Raw genomic sequence first — 17,136 nt, 5'->3', positions numbered from 1 at the left:
GGTGGATGAAGCGTGGTTCGACCCTACGCCCGACCGGCCGCGCCTTCCGTGATGGACGTCACGAGAGGCTGTCGTCCCTGGGTGAGGCAGCGCACATTCGGCCGCCATGCATCCCGCGTAATCTCGTCGCGACACAGAGGGGAGGGGTCGATGACGCGGCTTGTGACTTCGCTTGGCATGGTGATCGCACTGACGGCGAGTGTGCCCGCGGCGCAGGCCGGTTCCTACGCCTTCTCGATCGGCGGCCACCGGTTCCATGTCGAGGCGTCCCGCAATTGCCGGTCCAGTTCCTGTGTTTCGATCTCCGGCCGCAGCCTGCGGACGACGGAAGATGCCGGCACGGCACCGGCGCCTGCGCCGGTCGTGCAGGCGCCGCAGCCGATCGCGCCGATCAGGCCGGCGCCAGCGGCTGTGGTTCCGCCACCGGCGCCGCCCGCACCCGTCCTTGCCGCCACGACTTCGCAGCCCGTCGTGTCTCCCCCGGTGCCAAAACTCGAAGCGCCGAACGGTGTTACTCTCGTCCCGCCGCGTCTGGAGCCGCCGGTCGTTGCCCCACAACCCGAGATCAAGCAGGGCACGACGATCGCACAGCGCGGCGATGATGAGCCGGTCTATTCACCGCTCGGCGAATGGGAGAGCACCGGTGCCAAGGGTACGGTTCGTATCGAACGCTGCGGACCGGCACTGTGCGGCTTCGTGCTCACCGAAGCGTTGAGCCGGGGCGAGAGCGTGCTCGTCAACATGAAGCCGAAGACGCACGACGTCTGGACCGGCAGCATCTACAGCCGCTCCAGCGGCAGCACCTATTACGGCAGGATGACGTTGACGGCCTCCGGCAAACTCCGTGTCGAAGCCTGTGCGATCGGCCGGTTCTGGTGCGCCGGCAACGACTGGACGCGGGTCGAGGAGCCGCGGGAGCAGGTGATGACGACGGCGCGGCAATGGAGTGGCGCGCGGTCGTAGATACTCTCTCCGAGAGTCCGGAATCGTAGGGTGGGCAAAGGCGCACTTGCGCCGTGCCCACCATCGACGAACTCTGCGATAGAGGCGGTGGGCACGCTTCGCTTTGCCCACCCTACGATAATGGTCGATCGTCGTTGCTAGATCATGCCGAGCACGATGGCGCCGACAAAAGCCATGGCGAGGTACGCGGTGACAACGCTCAGTCTTCCGGTGAACGTCATGACGTTGCTCCTGGGGTCTCCCCCGCCACGCGCACCGCTTTGCGCGCGAGCTTCATGGTTAACAGAGAGTCTCTGTCTGAAAAAGTCAGTCTTGCTGTCGCTCGGTGCCGTGGGGTTCGAGCGTGCGCGGGCGGGTATGGTTAAAGAACACTGAAATCAACATGTTGAAGAGTCTTTAAGTAAATTCACCCAACGTGCGTGCATGACGCGCGGAGTTCGTTTGTATCTCGTCGGCTCCATCGTCCTTGTTTCGCTTGCGGGTTGCGGACGCGGCTTTTTCCAGGCCGAGCGCGAACCGTGGCGGGCCGAGGCCGAAGCCGCTTGCCTGAAGTCCGGCGCGGTGAAGGAAAGCCCTGACATCGTCCGCATCGAGCCGATCTCCGGACCCGGCATGTGCGGCGCCGAGTATCCGCTGAAGGTTGCGGCCCTCGGTGAAGGCTCCAGCAGCTACGGCTTTGCCGATGAAGAATTGCGTCCGCCGGGGAGCGTCGGCAACCAGCCGCGCTGGCCGGTGACGCAGCCGCGCTCGAATTATCCACAGAGCCAGAATTATCCGCAACGCTCGAGCTATCCCGAGAGCGCCGTGCGCCAGCCCTCCGGCTATGGCGCGCCATCGGGCCCGGTGTCGCTGAACGCACCCGGGGTGGCGCCGCAGGAAGACGAGATCGACCTGCCGCCCGAGGGCACCGATGCCGCGGGCGCTGCGCGCTACATGAACGCGCCGAGCTATCCGGCGCGGCCGGCGCCGTACTCGCAGGCGCCTGCGCAGCAGCCGTTGCCGCGTCTCGGCCCCGCACAGGGCAATCCCGTCACCGCCGTCGGCCCGGTGGCGATCAAGCCGACCGCGACGCTGGCCTGTCCGATCGTGTCCGAGCTCGACCGCTGGCTCGCCGACACCGTGCAGCCCTCGGCGATGCGCTGGTTCGGCGTCCGCGTCGCCGAGATCAAGCAGATCTCCGCCTACTCATGCCGCGGCATGAACGGCAACTCGCACGCCCATATCTCCGAGCATGCCTTCGGCAACGCGCTCGACATCGCGGCCTTCGTGCTCGCGGACGGCCGCCGCGTCACCGTGAAGGATGGCTGGCGCGGCGTGCCGGAAGAGCAGGGCTTCCTGCGTGACGTGCAGTCGGGCGCGTGCGCGCATTTCACTACGGTGCTGGCGCCGGGCTCCAACGTCTATCACTACGATCACATTCATGTGGACCTGATGCGCCGCGCCAGCCGCCGCCTGATCTGCCAGCCCGCGGCCGTCTCCGGCGAAGAGGTCGCTTCGCGTGCGCAGTCGCGTAGGCCGTACGCGAATGCACGCGAGCCGTCAGTGACCGGTTCGCTTGGCCGCAAGAGCGCCGCGCAGAAGCGCGAGGAAGACGAATACGCGGACGAATGAGATGACGGCCGACATCGTCCGCTATCTCACCCACCCGCAGGTGCAGATCGACCCCGATGTGCCTGTGCCGCAATGGGGCCTGAGCCCGGTCGGACGCGCGCGAACCGAGACGGTGGCGCAGGCGGACTGGCTTGCGAACACCACGCAGATCATCTCCAGCGGCGAGCGCAAGGCGGTGGAGACCGCCGGGATCATTGCAGCCCCACTCGGGATCATGATCGAAATCCGCGAGGCCATGCATGAGAACGACCGTTCGGCGACCGGCTTCCTGAAGCCGGCCGAGTTCGAGGACGTCGCCGACCGGTTCTTCGCAGAACCGCATCTGAGCGTCCGCGGCTGGGAGCGCGCCGTCGATGCACAGGCGCGCATCGTGCGCGAGGCCGAGGCGGTGCTGGCGCGCGATCGTGCCGGCGATGTTCTCTTCGTCGGCCACGGTGCCGTCGGCACGCTGCTGTTTTGCCACTACGCCGGGCATCCGATCGACCGAGTTTACGATCAGCCGGCTGGAGGCGGTCATTGCTTTGCGCTTGCAAGGCGGAACAGGAGCATCCTGCACGCGTGGTGCAGAATGGAAGAGATCGCATCCTGATGTGACGGATGGCCCGCGATTGCGAGGGCGGCTGCGGGCAGCGAGCGCTGCGTCTTCGGCAATGCAAATCTTGCGCGCAAAAATTTGCGCAGCCGGGATTTTCCTCCAAGTCATTGAGTTGTCGCCACTAATCGTAACCTGACGGGGCTCGTCGGCGGTTGGCACAGTCGCTGCAATGAGACTGCTGCAACGAAGCGGCGCGGCCGGCGCTGTGAGCCATCGGAACCCGTCATGCAGATGTCCGTCACCCCGCCTACCTCCGATCTCGAGCAGCGCGTGCTGTCGCGCATCACGGAGGAACGCTGGCTCGAGCTGGCATCGGAGCTGATCCGCACCGGACAGCCGCGCTCCGGCAACCCGCTCGATCCCGATCTGCCGCCGGCCGAGGAGGAGGCCATCTCCATGCTGGTCGCGGGCAAGCTCGAAGCTCTCGGCATGGACGTGACAAAACACAGCGCGCAGCCGCACCGGCCGAACGTGCTCGGCGTCTTGAAAGGGCGGGAGGGCGCGCCGTCGTTGATCCTCAACGATCATCTCGACACCTATCCGGCCGTCGAGCCCCACAAGTGGCACATGACGGATTTCGATCCGTTCAAGGCGACGCGCCACGGCGACCTGCTCTACGCGCGCGGCACCTCCGACACGCGCGGCAATCTCGCGGCGTCGCTGCTCGCGGTGCAGGCGCTGGTCGAAGAGGGCGTGACATTCGATGGCACCCTGATGTGCTGCTACACCGTCGACGAGGAGCGCAACGGCACCGAGGGCTCGATCTACATGCTGAACAAGGTCGGCCTCACCGCCGACTACGAGATCACCGCCGAGCCGACCGCGTGGGGCGATGTCGGCAAGGACTGGGGCATGAACCTCTCGGTGGCCAATTCCGGACACTGCCTGGTCGAGGTCACGGTCGAGGGCATCAAGTCGCATATCTGGCGTCCCGACATCAGCGTCAACGCCATCATGGAGGCGGCCAAGCTGCTGCCGAAGCTGAAGGAGATGGCGTTCACGCACGTGCCGAGCACGTTCATGGGGCATACGCCGCCCTGCTGCTCGGTGGTGCGCATCCGCGGCGGCCTGCCCGGCGAGATGCAGTTCTCGCCCGATGCCTGCACCATCACGCTCGCGGTGGTCGGCATCGTCCCGGGCATGACGCTGGCAAGCGTGATCTTCGACATCGAGCGGCTCGGGCAGGAGACGTTCGCGGGCGTCAACGACGTCAAGGTCGGGGTGCGCCAGGTGCCCGGCTCGCTGTTCGTCAACGCGACCGAGCCGGTGCCGGTCGAGGAAGAGCCGTGCCGCTCCCTGCGCGCCGTCTACAAGCGCATGATGGGCCGCGAGCCCGGCGTCAACCGCAAGAACGCCTTCAACGACACCATCCGTTTTCGTGAGGCCGGCATCAACGCCGTGACCTTTGGTCCCGGCGAGGACGGATGGGCGGTCGACAACGAGAACATCTCGATCACCAAGTCGGTGATGGCGACGCGGATCTACGCGTTGACCATCATGCAGATTCTGGGTGTGCGCGCATGAGCGCCGAGGCGAGTCCCATGGCCCTTCCGCTCCCAGCAGATCGCACGCGACGGGGCAGCCTGCGGCTGCCAAAAGTCTCGCGATCGGTGCTGCTGTCGACGCTCACCGTCGCCATGCTGCTGGCGGCATGGGCCATCGTGACGGAGATGGGCTGGGCCAACGAGCTGTTCCTGCCGAAGCCGCAGGCGGTGTGGGCCGCGTTCATCAAGACCATGACCAGGGGATATCAGGGCGCGACGCTGTTCCAGCATCTCGGTGCCAGCCTCTATCGCATCCTCACCGCGTTCGCGCTGGCCTGTCTCGTCGGCATACCGCTCGGCGTTCTCATGGGCGTGTCGCGCAACGCGCGCGCGCTGCTCAATCCGCTGATCGAGTTCTACCGGCCGCTGCCGCCGCTCGGGCTCTACACGCTGCTGGTGATGTGGCTCGGGATCGGCGAGAGCTCGAAACTGTCGCTGCTGTTCCTCGCCGGCCTGCCGGGTATCGTGATCTCGACGATCCAGGCCGTCACCAGCGTCGATCCCGTCTATGTGCGCGCCGCGCAGTCGCTCGGTGCAAACAGGCGCCATCTGCTGTTCCATGTCTATCTGCCCGCGGCGGGACCCTTGATCCTCGCCGGCATGCGCATCTCGCTCGGCTTCACCTACACCGTTCTCGTCGCCGCCGAGATCGTCGCAGCCTCCGCCGGCATCGGCTGGATGATCTGGGACGCCGCAAAATTCCTGCTGTCCGACGTCGTCATCATGGGCCTGATCGTGCTCGGCCTCACCGGCGTCGTGCTCGACCTCATGATGCGCGGCATCGCAAGACTTCTGATGCCGTGGGCCCGAACCTGATCCCGACCGAGGAGAGACCGATATGATGAAGAGATTGATTGCGACCCTTGTTGTTTCCACGTTTGCGCTCACGGCAATGGCGCGTGCCGAGGACAAGCCGGCGAAGGTGACCGTCGGCTATCTGAACCTGGTGAACGCGCAGCTCGTGACAAAACACCTCGGCCTGCTTGCCAAGGAGATGCCGGGCGTCGACATCAAATACGTCAAGGTCGGCGGCGGCGGCGACATGCTGCGGGCGATCGCCGGCAACGACGTCGACTTCGGCGGCCTCGGCAATCCGCCGACCGCGATCGGCGCCACCCGGGCGCTGCCGATCAAGGGCATTCTGGTGATCAACCTGCTCGACTACGTCGAGTCATTGGTGGTCCGTACCGACAAGAACATAACGTCTCTCAAGGACCTCAAGGGCAAGACGGTCGCCGCCCCGTTCGGATCGACGACACATTATCTGCTGCTCCAGGCCCTGAAGGACGAGGGCGTCGATCCCGCCTCGATGAAGATTCTGGACCTCGCGCCGTCGGACATCGCGGCGGCATGGCTTCGCGGCGACATCGATGCCGCCTGGTTCTGGGAGCCTAACCTCGACAAGGCCGTCAAGAACGGCGGCAAGATCCTCATCACCTCGGGTGAGATGACCAAGCGCGGCTATCCGACCTGGGACATCGGCGTCGTCATGAACGCGTTCGCGGAGAAATATCCGTCGTATGTCGAGAAGTTCATCAAGGCCGAGTGCGAGGGCATCGATTTCTGGCTGAAGAACCCGGAGAAGACGGCCGAGATCATCGCGGAGGAGCTGTCGCTTCCTCTTGCCGACGCGACACGGATGATGAAGGGCACCGGCATGGTCCCCTGCAGCAAGCAGCTTACGGAGGACTATCTCGGCACATCCGCGAAGAAGGGCAAGTTCGTCGATACGCTGGTCTCGACCGCCGACTTCCTGGTGAAGCAGGAGCGGTTGCCGAAGCTGTTGCCGCGCGCCGACTTCGAAGCCTTCATCCAGCCTGTCTATCTGGAGAAAGTGGTCGGCCGTTGAGGCCGGGTGCCGGCGGGCTCGCCTCGCCGGCACCTCCCGTTCCTGCAAGCACGTGACCGACATGGATATCTCCCCCGGCACCTCCGTGCCGCCTACCGCAGCGGCGTGCTCAAGCCATCGGACGTGGCTGCGCACGTGCTGTCGCGCCTGAACGCCGCCGACCAGAGCGGCGTCTGGATCTCCACGGCGAAACCCGAGAGCGTCGTGGCCGCCGCGCGCGCACTCGACGCGCGTGTCGGCGAGATCGAGGCGCTGCCGCTCTATGGCCTCGTGTTCTCGGTCAAGGATTGCATCGACGTCGCGGGCGAGCAGACCACGTCGGCCTGTCCGGAATTTGCCTACGTCGCGAAGGCTACGAGTCCGGTGGTGGCCGACGCCATCGCCGCCGGCGCGATCTATGTCGGCAAGACCAACATGGACCAGTTCGCGACCGGCCTCGTCGGTGTGCGCTCGCCCTACGGCATCGCGCGCAACCCGCACAACCCTGATTACATTCCCGGCGGCTCCAGCTCAGGCGCGGCGGTGTCGGTCGCGACCGGGACGTCGTCCTTTGCGTTCGGCACCGACACCGGCGGATCGGGCAGGGTGCCGGCGTCCTATTGCGGCGTTACCGGCTTCAAGCCCGCGCCCGGCGCCTTCAGCCAGCGCGGCATGGTCTATGCCTGCCGGAGCTTCGATACCATCTCGCTCTACACGCAGCAGCCGGACGATGCCTACGACGTCTATCGCGTGCTGGCGAGGCACGATCCCGCTGACGGCTTTTCGCCAATCGATTTTGCCGGCTGGACGCAGCAGGCTTCGCCGGCGCGGCCGCTGAAGATCGCAACGCCGCGCCTCGATCAGCTCAAGTTCTTCGGCAACGCCGAGACGGAAGGGCTGTTCGGCGATGCGCTTCACAGGCTGCGTCAGCTCGATCTGCCGGTCGCTCCGGTCGATTTCTCGCCGTTCACCTCGATCAACGATCTGATGTTCTTCGGGCCGTTCCTGGCCGAGCGGGATGTCTCGGTCGGTGCGTTCCTCGTTGCCAATCCCGATGCCGGCGTCAGGATCGTGCGCGATCTCGTCATTGGCAGCCGGAAGTTTACGGCCGCCGATGCCTACCGCGCCCTCTATGAGGTCAAGGGCGTCCAGCGTTCGCTTCGCGCGTTCTGGGAGGCGCACGACGCGCTGGTCGTTCCGACGGTCGGCACCATCCTCAGCATCGCGGACGTTGCGCGCGATCCGCTGACGGCCAATTTCAACAACGGCTATTACACCAACTTTGCCAATCCGCTCGGGCTTGCCGCCATCGCGGTGCCGAATGCGGTGACCGGGGCCGGCGTGCCCTATGGCGTCACGTTTCTGGCGCCGGCCGGGCGAGAGCGCCTGCTCACCGACCTCGCTCGCACATTCATGGGGGCGGCGGCCAAACCTTGAGCATTCGCGCCGCGTTGCAATCCGACCGGAGACCTCCTAGCCTTCGAGCGGTCTCTCGGAGGGATATCGATCGTGGGGCGCAGTCATGTGCATGAGGTGGCTGATCCAGGTCAGCCTTCTGGTGAGCCTTGCGCGGAGGTGCAAAGGGCCGGGACCGGTCGTTACGTGCTGAAGACGTTGGACAAGCCCGATCTCGACCTGGTGATGCGGACTGGCAGGTTGGCGACCTATCCGAACCGCGAATACCTGTTGCGGGAAGGCGAGCCCGCGAATGGCATCCACGTCATTCTGAGCGGGATCGTCGAAAGCACCCATGCCGGCACGCAGGGCCGCGAACTGATGCTGGCGACCTGGGAGGCCGGCGATTTCGTTGGCGCGCCCTATATTCTCGGCGATCACCGCCATAGCTGGTCGGCGCGCGCGCTCGGCAGGGTCGAGGCGCTGCATCTCGACCAGGATGCGGTTCGCCGGCTGGTCGCCCAGTCCCCGTCGTTCGCGGTTGCGCTGATCGAGTGCCTCGGCTTCAAGGGCGAGACCTATTCGATGCTGGCGCAGACGCTGGCGGGGCAGAAGGCCGCGGAACGTCTGGTGCTGCTGCTGGTGAAACTGTGCGAGAACGCGGCGCAGGACGAGAATGGCCCGATCTCGCTCGGCCGCATCACGCAGGCCAATCTCGCGCGCATGATCGGCGCGACGCGGCAGTCGATCAGCCTGATCCTCAACCGTCTCCAGGACGACGGCATCATCGCGACCGGCGCGACCAAGATGGTGGTCAAGGATCTCGCGGCGTTGAGGAAGCAGGTGGCGGACTAGCGAGCGCGGCAAAACATGCCAGCGCATGCTGCTATGTCGGCGTCTCGCTCAGCGACGTGTTGGATGCCGCAACAGGCGCGATGGGCCGCGCTCATCAACGGAAAGACTCTCTCCGCGAGCACGGCGAGTCGGCTCGGCTGCGTTCACATCGCCTTGGCGAGTGCGAACAGCCGGAAATCCTCGAGCCGCAGCGTGCCGATGCGGGGCAACTTCGCGCCGGTAAGTCTCGGTGTCGACGATCGAGCGGAAGGTGGCAAAATCGCCGTATTCATTGATCGCCGCTTCGTCCCAGCGTTCGCCCGGCGAGCCGACGAGGCTCGTTAGGACCGACCCGGAAAATATCGGCGCGAGCGGTTTGCCGGCCGCGAGACTCCGGAATGCCGGCCGATAGCGTTCGTGAAAGGCTTCGCGGCCCGAGCAGGGCGCGGCGTCGAATCCGTCCTCGTAACGCGCATCGGCGCGATAGCGCAGCAGATTGAGCATATAGACCGGCTGGCCGGGTGGAATCGCGCGCTCGGCGGCGTCGAGGGCTTGCAGGGTGATTTCGATGGGGTTCATGGGACTTCCCGCGTTTCCAGCGCCGCAGACTGCGCGCTGACGCTCCCCGTCTAGCCGTTCGGGAGTGGCTCTTGTAGTGACCGTGTAGCCATGACTATGTGGACTGTATGTCCACAACGACTTTGCCTCCCGACCTCTCGCGTCTCCTCGCCTTCGTCCGCGTCGTCGAGGCGGGCTCGTTCGCCGAAGCCGCGCGGCGCGCGGGGACGACCACCTCGGCGATGTCCAAGGCGGTCGCCCGCTTCGAAAAGGCTCGCGGGTTGCGGCTTTTGCACCGCTCCACCCATTCGTTGGCGCTGACCGAAGAGGGCGACAGGCTGATGGCGGCGGGACGCGCGTTGGTCGAAAGTCTCGCCCATGTCCAATCCGCGCTTGGCGAAGTCGCGCGCGATGATGGTGGACGGGTGCGCGTGACCGCCCCCGCCTCGTTCGCGCGCGCCTGCATCCTGCCGCGACTGCCCGCCTTCCTGCGGGAACGGCCGGAAATCGAGATCGAGGTCAAATTCCGTAACGAGATTCTCGATCTCGCGGCGGAAGGCGTCGACGTCGCGATCCGCTCAGGGCCCCTCGACCGCGTGCCGGGCCATCAGGTGCGGCGGCTTTGCACGTTCTCCTGGATCGCTTGCGCCTCGCCTGTCTATCTGAAGGGGCGTGGCGCGCCGGCGACTCCATACGAGCTTTCCGGGCACGACCACGTCGGATTCCGGAATCCCGCGAACGGTCAGATCCTGACCTGGCGCTTCGCTGACCCGCGCGGCAAGGCACCCATTCGCGTCACGCCCAAGCCGAAACACATTTGCGACGATGCGCACGCTTCGCTTGCTTTGATCGTAAATGGGTTTGGGGTCGGCTGGGGACCGGCGTGGCTCGTCGACGAAGACCTTCGCAGCGGCAGGCTGGTCGAAGTGTTAGCGCCCTGGCGTGCGTCTGGAGAACCCCTATGGATGCTGCGCACCTCCGACCGCCGTCCGCCTCTGCGCACACAGCGCGTCATGTCCTTCCTCACCACGCTTGCCGCCCCGTTCAGCGACAAGGCAGTGTGAAGCATCGGTCGTCACCGAAATTCAGGCGCCAAGACATTTGGGCCCAGATCCTGGGGACTAGCGCGGGCTGCTGCGGAAAGTCATGTCGACGTCGGCTTCGACGGTGCGGGGACCAGCCCCATGCAGTGCTGCACTTCGGCCGGGACGTTGTAGGTCCGCATGATGTGGCGGCTGTCGCGCAGACCGGATGACTCCCGTTGCACCACGAACATCCAGAGCGCTTGGCCGGCGTCCGTCACCAGCTTGCGCCTCACCGCCTGCAGCGAGGCCGGCACCTCCGGGAGCGCATGGGCGGCGTCGAACTCGCGCAAGCGCGTCAGCGCCTGCTCGAGCCGTGCGGCCCATCCGTCCAAGCGCTGAGGCCTGTTCCTGAACGATCTCGTAGTGGAGGATATCGACGGGCGGGCGAAGATCACGGGACATGAGCCCAAATATAGCGCCGCCCGAATGGCCTGCAACGCCTGGCCCGCTTGCTGTTACTTCGCCCGGTACGCGGCCAGAAACATCCGCGCCGCGCTGTCCACCACCTCGGTCATGCGCTCTTCCGACGGCGCGGGTGCGGCCTGGAACACGAAGGGCAGGAAGAGCGAGGCCTTGCACAGTTCCATGAACTGCGAGGCGGCCAGATCGCAATCGGGGATCTTGAGATCGCCGGAAGCGACGTGAGCTTTGAGATAGTCGGACAGACGGTTGATGGTCTTGTCCAGCACGCGCCCATAATAACGGCGGCCGACGTCGGGCATGCGCTCGGCGATCGCCATGACGGTGCGGATTGCCGATCCGCCGCCGGGCCGGCAGAGTAGGCGGTTATACGCCAGCCCGAATTCCCTCAGCGTGGTCTCGACGTCGCGGTCGGGGTCGAAGTTGAAAGCGACCTGACCATACTGGAGCGCCTCCTCCTCGAGAATGGCTTCGAACAGCGCACATTTGTCGGCGAAGTAGACGTAGAGCGTGCCCTTGGAGACGGCGGCCGCGCGCGCGATCTCGCCCATGCTGGCGCCGTCAAAACCGAGATCCATGAACACTTTGCGCGCCCCGTCCAGGATCTGGCGGCGCTTGGAGCTGTCCTCCTCCTGGAGGACGTGCAGATGTTCGCGGCCGGCTACAACCATTGGTTCAGCGTCTCGGAAGGTTTCTGGATCGGGCCCAAACCATGAAACCCAAATATAGGATTCGGGCCAGTACGGTCTGTTCGGGCATATTATCTATATTGACCGAACCGTTCGGTCAATGGTATTTGGGATAGGCGAGAGGGAGACCGGCCGCATGACGGCCGTCCTTGATCGCGCTTTTTTTGGGGAGGCCTTATGGCCGTATCGAGAGACCAGGCTGCGCGCGTTGTTCGCCAGGAAGCGGTGGAAACGACGCCGGAGCAGGCGGGCGGTGACGTGACAACCGGAAAATCTGCCGCCCTTGCCGAGCAGTTGCGCTCTCATGTGGCCGAGGAAGCCAAGCGCCGCGGCGAGGCGCCGGAGAAGCCCGTGACCGACAAGCCGGCCCCCGATGCAGCCGCGCCCGGCGCGCCTGCCGCCGGCAAGTCCGGCAAGCGCAAGTTCGTCATGATGGGCATCGGTCTCGTGCTGGCGCTCGCGGCAGCCGGCTATGCCGGCTATTACACGCTGGTCGGCCGCTTTTATGTCTCGACCGACGACGCCTATGTCCGCGCCAACAACACCATGCTCGGCGCGCGCGTCGCCGGCCACATCTCCTCGATCCTCGCCGGCGACAACACGTCGGTGCGCGCGGGCGACATCGTCCTGCGCATCGACGACGGCGACTACAAGATCGCCGTCGATGCCGCCACGACGAAGATCGCGACCCAGCAGGCCACCATCGATCGCATCGGCCGACAGGTCGCCGCGCTCGACAGCCAGGTCGCGCAGGCCAAGGCGCAGCTCGTCTCGGCTGAGGCGGGCCTCAAGCGCGCAGACCTCGATTATGAGCGCCAGCAGGCGCTGAACAGCAAGGGCTTTGCCTCGCGGGCGGTGTTCGAAACCTCGGAAGCCGGACGCGACCAGGGCGCTGCCGCGGTCAAGGCCGCGCAGGCCGCCTATGATGTCGCCGTCAGCAATGTCGACGTCGCCAAGGCACAGCAGGCCGAAGCGCAGGCGCAGCTCGCCGAGCTCAAGACCTCGCTCGCCAAGGCCGAGCGCGATCTTGCCTTTACCGCCGTGCGCGCGCCGGTCGACGGCGTCTTCTCCAACCGCCTCGTCAGTGCCGGCGACTTCGTCGCGGTCGGGCAGCGTCTCGGCAATGTCGTGCCGCTCGACAACGTCTATATCGACGCCAATTTCAAGGAAACGCAGCTCAAGCGCATCCGTCCCGGTCAGCCCGTGACGATCAAGGTCGATGCCTACGGCATGCGCAAGTTCTCCGGCGTCGTCGACAGCATCGCGGCCGGCTCGGGCTCGGTGTTCACGCTGCTGCCGCCCGACAACGCCACCGGCAACTTCACCAAGATCGTGCAGCGCGTGCCGGTCCGCATCCGCGTGCCGAAGTCGGTGGCGAAGCAAAACCTGCTGCGTGCCGGCATGTCCGTCTATGCGACGGTCGACACCAACAAGGGCGCGGCCGACGCCGACAGCGAGATCGATCTCGACGATCCCACCATGGTCCATCCGCAGTAAGCGCGCTCTCGAGCCGCCGCGAGGTCAGACCATGGCGACCGCCACCACCGCCTCACCCGACATGATGGCCAACCCCGCTTCGGAGCGCATTGCGCCGAAACGGCTGTTCGCTTTCATCATCATGGTGTTCGGGATGTTCATGTCGATCCTGGACATCCAGATCGTCTCGGCTTCCCTCAGTGAAATCCAGGCCGGACTGTCGGCAAGCTCCAGCGAAGTGGCCTGGGTCCAGACCGCCTATCTGATCGCCGAAGTCATCGCGATCCCGCTGTCGGGATTCCTGTCGCGCGCTTTCGGCACGCGGTTGTTGTTCGCGATCTCGGCGGCCGGCTTCACGGTATCGAGCCTGCTTTGCGGCTTTGCCACCACCATCGAGGAGATGATCCTCTGGCGCGCGCTGCAGGGATTCCTGGGGGCCGGCATGATCCCGACGGTGTTCGCCTCGGCCTATACCGTGTTCCCGCGCTCCAAATTCCACATCGTCGGTCCCATCATCGGGCTTGTCGCGACCTTGGCTCCCACGATCGGGCCGACGGTCGGCGGCTACATCACCGACCTGATGTCGTGGAACTGGCTGTTCTTCATCAACATCGTGCCCGGCATCGGCATCACCATCGGCGTGCTGGCGCTGGTCGATTTCGACGAGCCGCATTTCGAATTGCTCGACCGCTTCGACTGGTGGGGCCTGACGTTCATGGCCGGCTTCCTCGGCACGCTGGAATATGTGCTGGAGGAAGGTCCGCTCCATGAATGGATGCAGGACACGTCCGTCGCGATCTGCGCCTGGATCTGCGCCATCTCGGCGATCGCCTTCTTCTGGCGCGTGTTTACGGCGGCCGAGCCGATCGTCAATCTGCGCACCTTCTCCAACCGCAATTTCGCCATCGGCTGCGTGCTGCAGTTCTGCATCGGCATCGGTCTCTACGGCCTGACCTACATCTATCCGCGCTACCTCGCCGAGGTGCGCGGCTACAGCGCGCTGATGATCGGCGAGACCATGTTCGTCTCCGGCATCACCATGTTCCTGGTGGCGCCGCTGGTCGGCCGCCTCATGGTGAAGATCGACATGCGCTACATGATCGCGTTCGGGCTGATCGTGTTCGCGATCGGCTCCTACCAGATGACCTGGATCACCCGCGATTACGATTTCTACGAGCTGCTGATCCCGCAGATCCTGCGCGGCGTCGGCATGATGTTCGCGATGGTACCGACCAACAACATCGCGCTCGGCACGCTGGCGCCGGACAGGGTGAAGAACGCGAGCGGCCTGTTCAACCTGATGCGCAACCTCGGCGGCGCCGTGGGCCTTGCCGTCATCAACACCGTGCTCAACGACCGTACTGATCTGCACATCACCCGCCTCCAGGAGCGCGTCACCTGGGGCAACGCGACCGCGACCGAAACCCTGACCATGCTGCAGCAGAAGTTCCAGGGCCTCGGCGATGCCTCGCTGATGGCGATGAAGCAGCTCAGCCAGATCGTGCACCGCCAGGCCGTGGTGATGGGCTTCGGCGATGCGTTCTTCGTGCTGACGGTGTTCTATCTCGGCCTCAGCCTGCTGGTCACGCTGCTGAACAAACCGGCTTCGTTGACCGGCGGCGGGGACGCGCACTAAATTGCGTCGAGTAATGTTTCAACGTCATGCGGCAGCTGTGGGCGCTTATCAAAATGTGTTGCGTCTGGCGGGGATTTGCACTTTCCGCAGATGACAGAAGCATCCTGCGTGTCACGTCCAAACAGTGCTTCGATCTGCTCGGGCGATTCGCCGTATTCGTGCTCGAAGAGTTGCATTGTTTGCCGGAATGTGTCGATTAAGTCAGCTCTGTCGCGTGGGCCCCGCACCCCAAAATAGGGGAAATGGTGGACGAAATGGCCATGTAGATAAAGACAATCGTTGGCGTATTTTTGGGTGTCCATAATATGAAGGTGCCAAAACTCGTCGATCGCTTTTGTAGGTACAATTGCGTGAGAGGGGTACTGGTGAATCAGTCGATGAAATCGGCGGTACCATTGTTCCGCCGAACGAGCTTGTTGCAGAGTCCATTGTGGCCCGTCTTCGAGAGAAGTCAGCAAGAACAATATGGGCTCAAGATCCATAGCGCTGAGTTTTTTTCGAACGTGCTTTTCATGATTGACCCCATGCATTCAGCGCCTGAACAGCTCACCGTGCCACATTTCAACGTCTATTTCCGAGGTGTTTTTGATTTGAACTACCATCTGTCTGTCAGTGCGCCAGTTGCGAATTTCACAATTCCACTGATACTTTGGAGGTTGCTGTTCATATGTGAACTTCTCTCCCATCACCTCGTGAGATCTCCTAACAAACTCTGGTCGCCAAGTATTGCGACTGCGATCAAGTAGATTGTGGGCCCCAGCACGGAGCTGGTCCACGCCTCGAAAGATGACATCGTTTCCGTTGATAACGCCCTCGTAGTAAAGCAATCCATCAAGCCTTCGATGGTTGCATTCAACAATCATAAGCAGAACTTTGAACTCGACCTCTCGGTTGGGGCCTTGACGCAAAGACCCGTCCCACGCTCCTGCTAGTCGCCGGTGGTGACCCCAAAAAGCCATAAGAAAATTGGGCAGCGAGGACCCCATCAACTCTCTCACTCTCTCTTGCAATTTTTAATTGAGTATACTTTTATTGAGACTTTACATTCTTGCTTCCCCTGGTTGCAAGAGCTTTGGATGCCAATTTGTCTGCCAACCTTTTGCTGGAGGGAGCGCTGTCGAGCGCCTGAGAAATGGACAACGATAGGGATATTGCCGCTGAAATTGCAGTGCTTGAGGCCATTCGATCGATCGTTAGTAGCGGGCGCAGGCCATATCATCTGAATGTGCCAACGGAAGCTGCGAAGCTTCTTTTTCGAAATGGACGCGGTACGATTGATGAGATGGAGGCCTCTCGAAGGTCGCGAGCCGCGATCACGATGCTGGCGCAGCGAGGTGCGATCTCGCGCTGGTGTACAAGGGCACCAGACTTGGACGATTTTAGATGAAGATGGAGGCAACATGAGCGGATCCCGCGTTTTCATTGTCCATGGACATGATGCTGCTTTGAAGAATGAGGTCGCTCGATCTCGTTCAGTCGCTTGGACTCGAAGCTTTTATTTTGCACGAGGCGGCAAGCAGGGGCCGGACCATAATCACGAAGTTTCAGGAGGAGGCAAAAGACGTTAGTTTCGCTATCGTATTAATGACTCCTGACGACGAAGGAGGCCCCAACGGAGGTCCTTCTAGGCCGCGCCCGCGACAGAATGTAGTTTTTGAGTTGGGTTTTTTTATTGGAAAGCTGGGTGCTGGCCGAGTTGTTGCGTTGGTTTCAGGGGATGTTGAGAAGCCATCTGATTACGATGGAGTCGTTTACATAAGTTACGATGCTCGTGGTGCATGGAAACAAGATCTCGCGAAGGAGCTGAAGGCAGCCTCGATTGAATTCGATCCGCTGAAGCTAATCGGCGGATGACATCGCTCCGCGCTGAGCCATTGCCTGGCTGTGACGGCGACTGAATTTCAGCTAGCCTCAGTCTCCCTGCCCTACGTTTTTAGCCGGTTGTTCTAACCCGATCCTGTTCCACCGCGCGCTCGCCGAGAACATCGCCTATGGCCGGCCTGGCGCCAGCCTGGAGGCGATCGAGCAGGCGGCGCGGCTGGCAAACGCGCACGACTTCATCCTGCGCCTGCCGAAGGGCTACGGCACCTTGGTCGGCGAGCGCGGCGTGAAGCTGTCGGGCGGCGAGCGGCAGCGTGTCGCGCTGGCGCGCGCCTTCCTGGCGGACGCGCCGGTGCTGATCCTGGACGAGGCAACCTCGAGCCTCGATTCTGGAATCGGAAGCGCTGATCCAGCAGGCGATGGAGCGGCTGATGAAGGGCCGCACCTCGATCGTGATCGCGCACCGGCTGTCGACGGTGCGCAGCCTCGACCGGATCCTGGTGTTCGACCGCGGCGAGATCGTCGAGCAGGGCACCCATGCCGTGCTCGCGGGCAAGCCGGGGGAATCTATCGCGGCCTGTTCGAGCGCCAGGTTGTGGAGCTCGGACGCATCGCAGCGGCGGAATGAGGCGCGCGGCGGCGGGACGAAAGTCCCGTCGCTATCTCGCCGGAAATGGAATG

At 63.8% G+C, this 17,136-nt stretch carries 15 protein-coding genes and 2 pseudogenes; 13 read left to right on the top strand and 4 right to left on the bottom strand.

Features of this window, described 5'->3' with window-relative positions:
• Positions 1-150 precede the first annotated feature (150 nt).
• The 8 genes from ACQ86E_RS06745 to ACQ86E_RS06710 all read left to right on the top strand — a co-directional run bounded on the left by ACQ86E_RS06745 (position 151) and on the right by ACQ86E_RS06710 (position 8,791).
• The gene (locus ACQ86E_RS06745; RefSeq protein WP_431204749.1) at positions 151-963 is read left to right on the top strand and encodes a DUF2147 domain-containing protein; all 813 of its coding nucleotides are present in this window, start codon (positions 151-153) and stop codon (positions 961-963) included.
• 423 nt (positions 964-1,386) lie between these two features.
• A complete protein-coding gene (locus ACQ86E_RS06740; RefSeq protein ID WP_431204748.1) occupies positions 1,387-2,574 on the top strand; it encodes an extensin family protein in 1,188 nt (395 codons plus the stop codon).
• A 1-nt stretch (position 2,575) separates the two neighbouring features.
• Positions 2,576-3,163, top strand: coding sequence for a histidine phosphatase family protein (locus tag ACQ86E_RS06735; RefSeq protein ID WP_431204747.1), 588 nt, complete (start codon positions 2,576-2,578; stop codon positions 3,161-3,163).
• Between the two features lie 231 nt (positions 3,164-3,394).
• A complete protein-coding gene (locus ACQ86E_RS06730) occupies positions 3,395-4,693 on the top strand; it encodes a M20 family metallopeptidase (RefSeq protein WP_431204746.1) in 1,299 nt (432 codons plus the stop codon).
• 17 nt (positions 4,694-4,710) lie between these two features.
• Positions 4,711-5,529, top strand: coding sequence for an ABC transporter permease (locus ACQ86E_RS06725; RefSeq protein WP_431204745.1), 819 nt, complete (start codon positions 4,711-4,713; stop codon positions 5,527-5,529).
• 22 nt (positions 5,530-5,551) lie between these two features.
• Positions 5,552-6,562, top strand: a complete 1,011-nt coding sequence (locus ACQ86E_RS06720) for an ABC transporter substrate-binding protein (RefSeq protein WP_431204744.1) — start codon at positions 5,552-5,554, stop codon at positions 6,560-6,562.
• Between the two features lie 123 nt (positions 6,563-6,685).
• Positions 6,686-7,978, top strand: a complete 1,293-nt coding sequence (locus ACQ86E_RS06715) for an amidase family protein (protein ID WP_431204743.1) — start codon at positions 6,686-6,688, stop codon at positions 7,976-7,978.
• 165 nt (positions 7,979-8,143) lie between these two features.
• Positions 8,144-8,791: a Crp/Fnr family transcriptional regulator gene (locus tag ACQ86E_RS06710; RefSeq protein WP_431204742.1), complete on the top strand. Its 648-nt coding sequence runs from the start codon at positions 8,144-8,146 to the stop codon at positions 8,789-8,791.
• A 48-nt stretch (positions 8,792-8,839) separates the two neighbouring features.
• Here ACQ86E_RS06710 and ACQ86E_RS06705 read toward each other — a convergent pair whose 3' ends face one another.
• On the bottom strand, positions 8,840-9,349 hold the full coding sequence (locus ACQ86E_RS06705; protein WP_431204741.1) for a hypothetical protein: 510 nt from the start codon (positions 9,347-9,349) through the stop codon (positions 8,840-8,842).
• 107 nt (positions 9,350-9,456) lie between these two features.
• On the opposite strand from ACQ86E_RS06705, the gene ACQ86E_RS06700 reads away from it, so the two are divergent.
• On the top strand, positions 9,457-10,392 hold the full coding sequence (locus ACQ86E_RS06700) for a LysR family transcriptional regulator (RefSeq protein ID WP_431204740.1): 936 nt from the start codon (positions 9,457-9,459) through the stop codon (positions 10,390-10,392).
• Positions 10,393-10,472: 80 nt separating this feature from the next.
• Here the strand turns inward: ACQ86E_RS06700 and ACQ86E_RS06695 are convergent.
• Positions 10,473-10,815, bottom strand: a pseudogene (locus ACQ86E_RS06695) (DUF6665 family protein).
• Between the two features lie 53 nt (positions 10,816-10,868).
• Positions 10,869-11,504, bottom strand: coding sequence for a TetR/AcrR family transcriptional regulator (locus tag ACQ86E_RS06690; protein ID WP_431204739.1), 636 nt, complete (start codon positions 11,502-11,504; stop codon positions 10,869-10,871).
• A 195-nt stretch (positions 11,505-11,699) separates the two neighbouring features.
• Between ACQ86E_RS06690 and ACQ86E_RS06685 the strand changes: the two genes are divergently transcribed.
• Together ACQ86E_RS06685 and ACQ86E_RS06680 are read left to right on the top strand one after the other, a co-directional pair.
• Positions 11,700-13,019 (top strand): HlyD family efflux transporter periplasmic adaptor subunit, encoded by a 1,320-nt coding sequence (locus ACQ86E_RS06685; protein WP_431204738.1) that lies wholly within the window; start codon positions 11,700-11,702, stop codon positions 13,017-13,019.
• Between the two features lie 31 nt (positions 13,020-13,050).
• Positions 13,051-14,634, top strand: a complete 1,584-nt coding sequence (locus tag ACQ86E_RS06680) for a DHA2 family efflux MFS transporter permease subunit (RefSeq protein WP_431204737.1) — start codon at positions 13,051-13,053, stop codon at positions 14,632-14,634.
• Here the strand turns inward: ACQ86E_RS06680 and ACQ86E_RS06675 are convergent.
• Positions 14,631-15,164, bottom strand: a complete 534-nt coding sequence (locus ACQ86E_RS06675; protein ID WP_431204736.1) for a glycine-rich domain-containing protein — start codon at positions 15,162-15,164, stop codon at positions 14,631-14,633. The genes ACQ86E_RS06680 and ACQ86E_RS06675 overlap by 4 nt on opposite strands.
• A gap of 922 nt (positions 15,165-16,086) precedes the next feature.
• Here ACQ86E_RS06675 and ACQ86E_RS06670 point away from each other — a divergent pair.
• Both ACQ86E_RS06670 and ACQ86E_RS06665 read left to right on the top strand, forming a co-directional pair.
• The gene (locus tag ACQ86E_RS06670) at positions 16,087-16,488 is read left to right on the top strand and encodes a TIR domain-containing protein (protein WP_431204735.1); all 402 of its coding nucleotides are present in this window, start codon (positions 16,087-16,089) and stop codon (positions 16,486-16,488) included.
• A gap of 94 nt (positions 16,489-16,582) precedes the next feature.
• A pseudogene (locus ACQ86E_RS06665) lies at positions 16,583-17,083 on the top strand (ATP-binding cassette domain-containing protein); the annotation flags it as partial.
• Positions 17,084-17,136 lie beyond the last annotated feature (53 nt).

Source organism: Bradyrhizobium betae, assembly GCF_050632175.1.
Lineage (GTDB): Bacteria > Pseudomonadota > Alphaproteobacteria > Rhizobiales > Xanthobacteraceae > Bradyrhizobium > Bradyrhizobium betae_B.
Note: the sequence above shows the minus strand (reverse complement) of the source record. Positions and strands in the feature narration are given on the sequence as shown.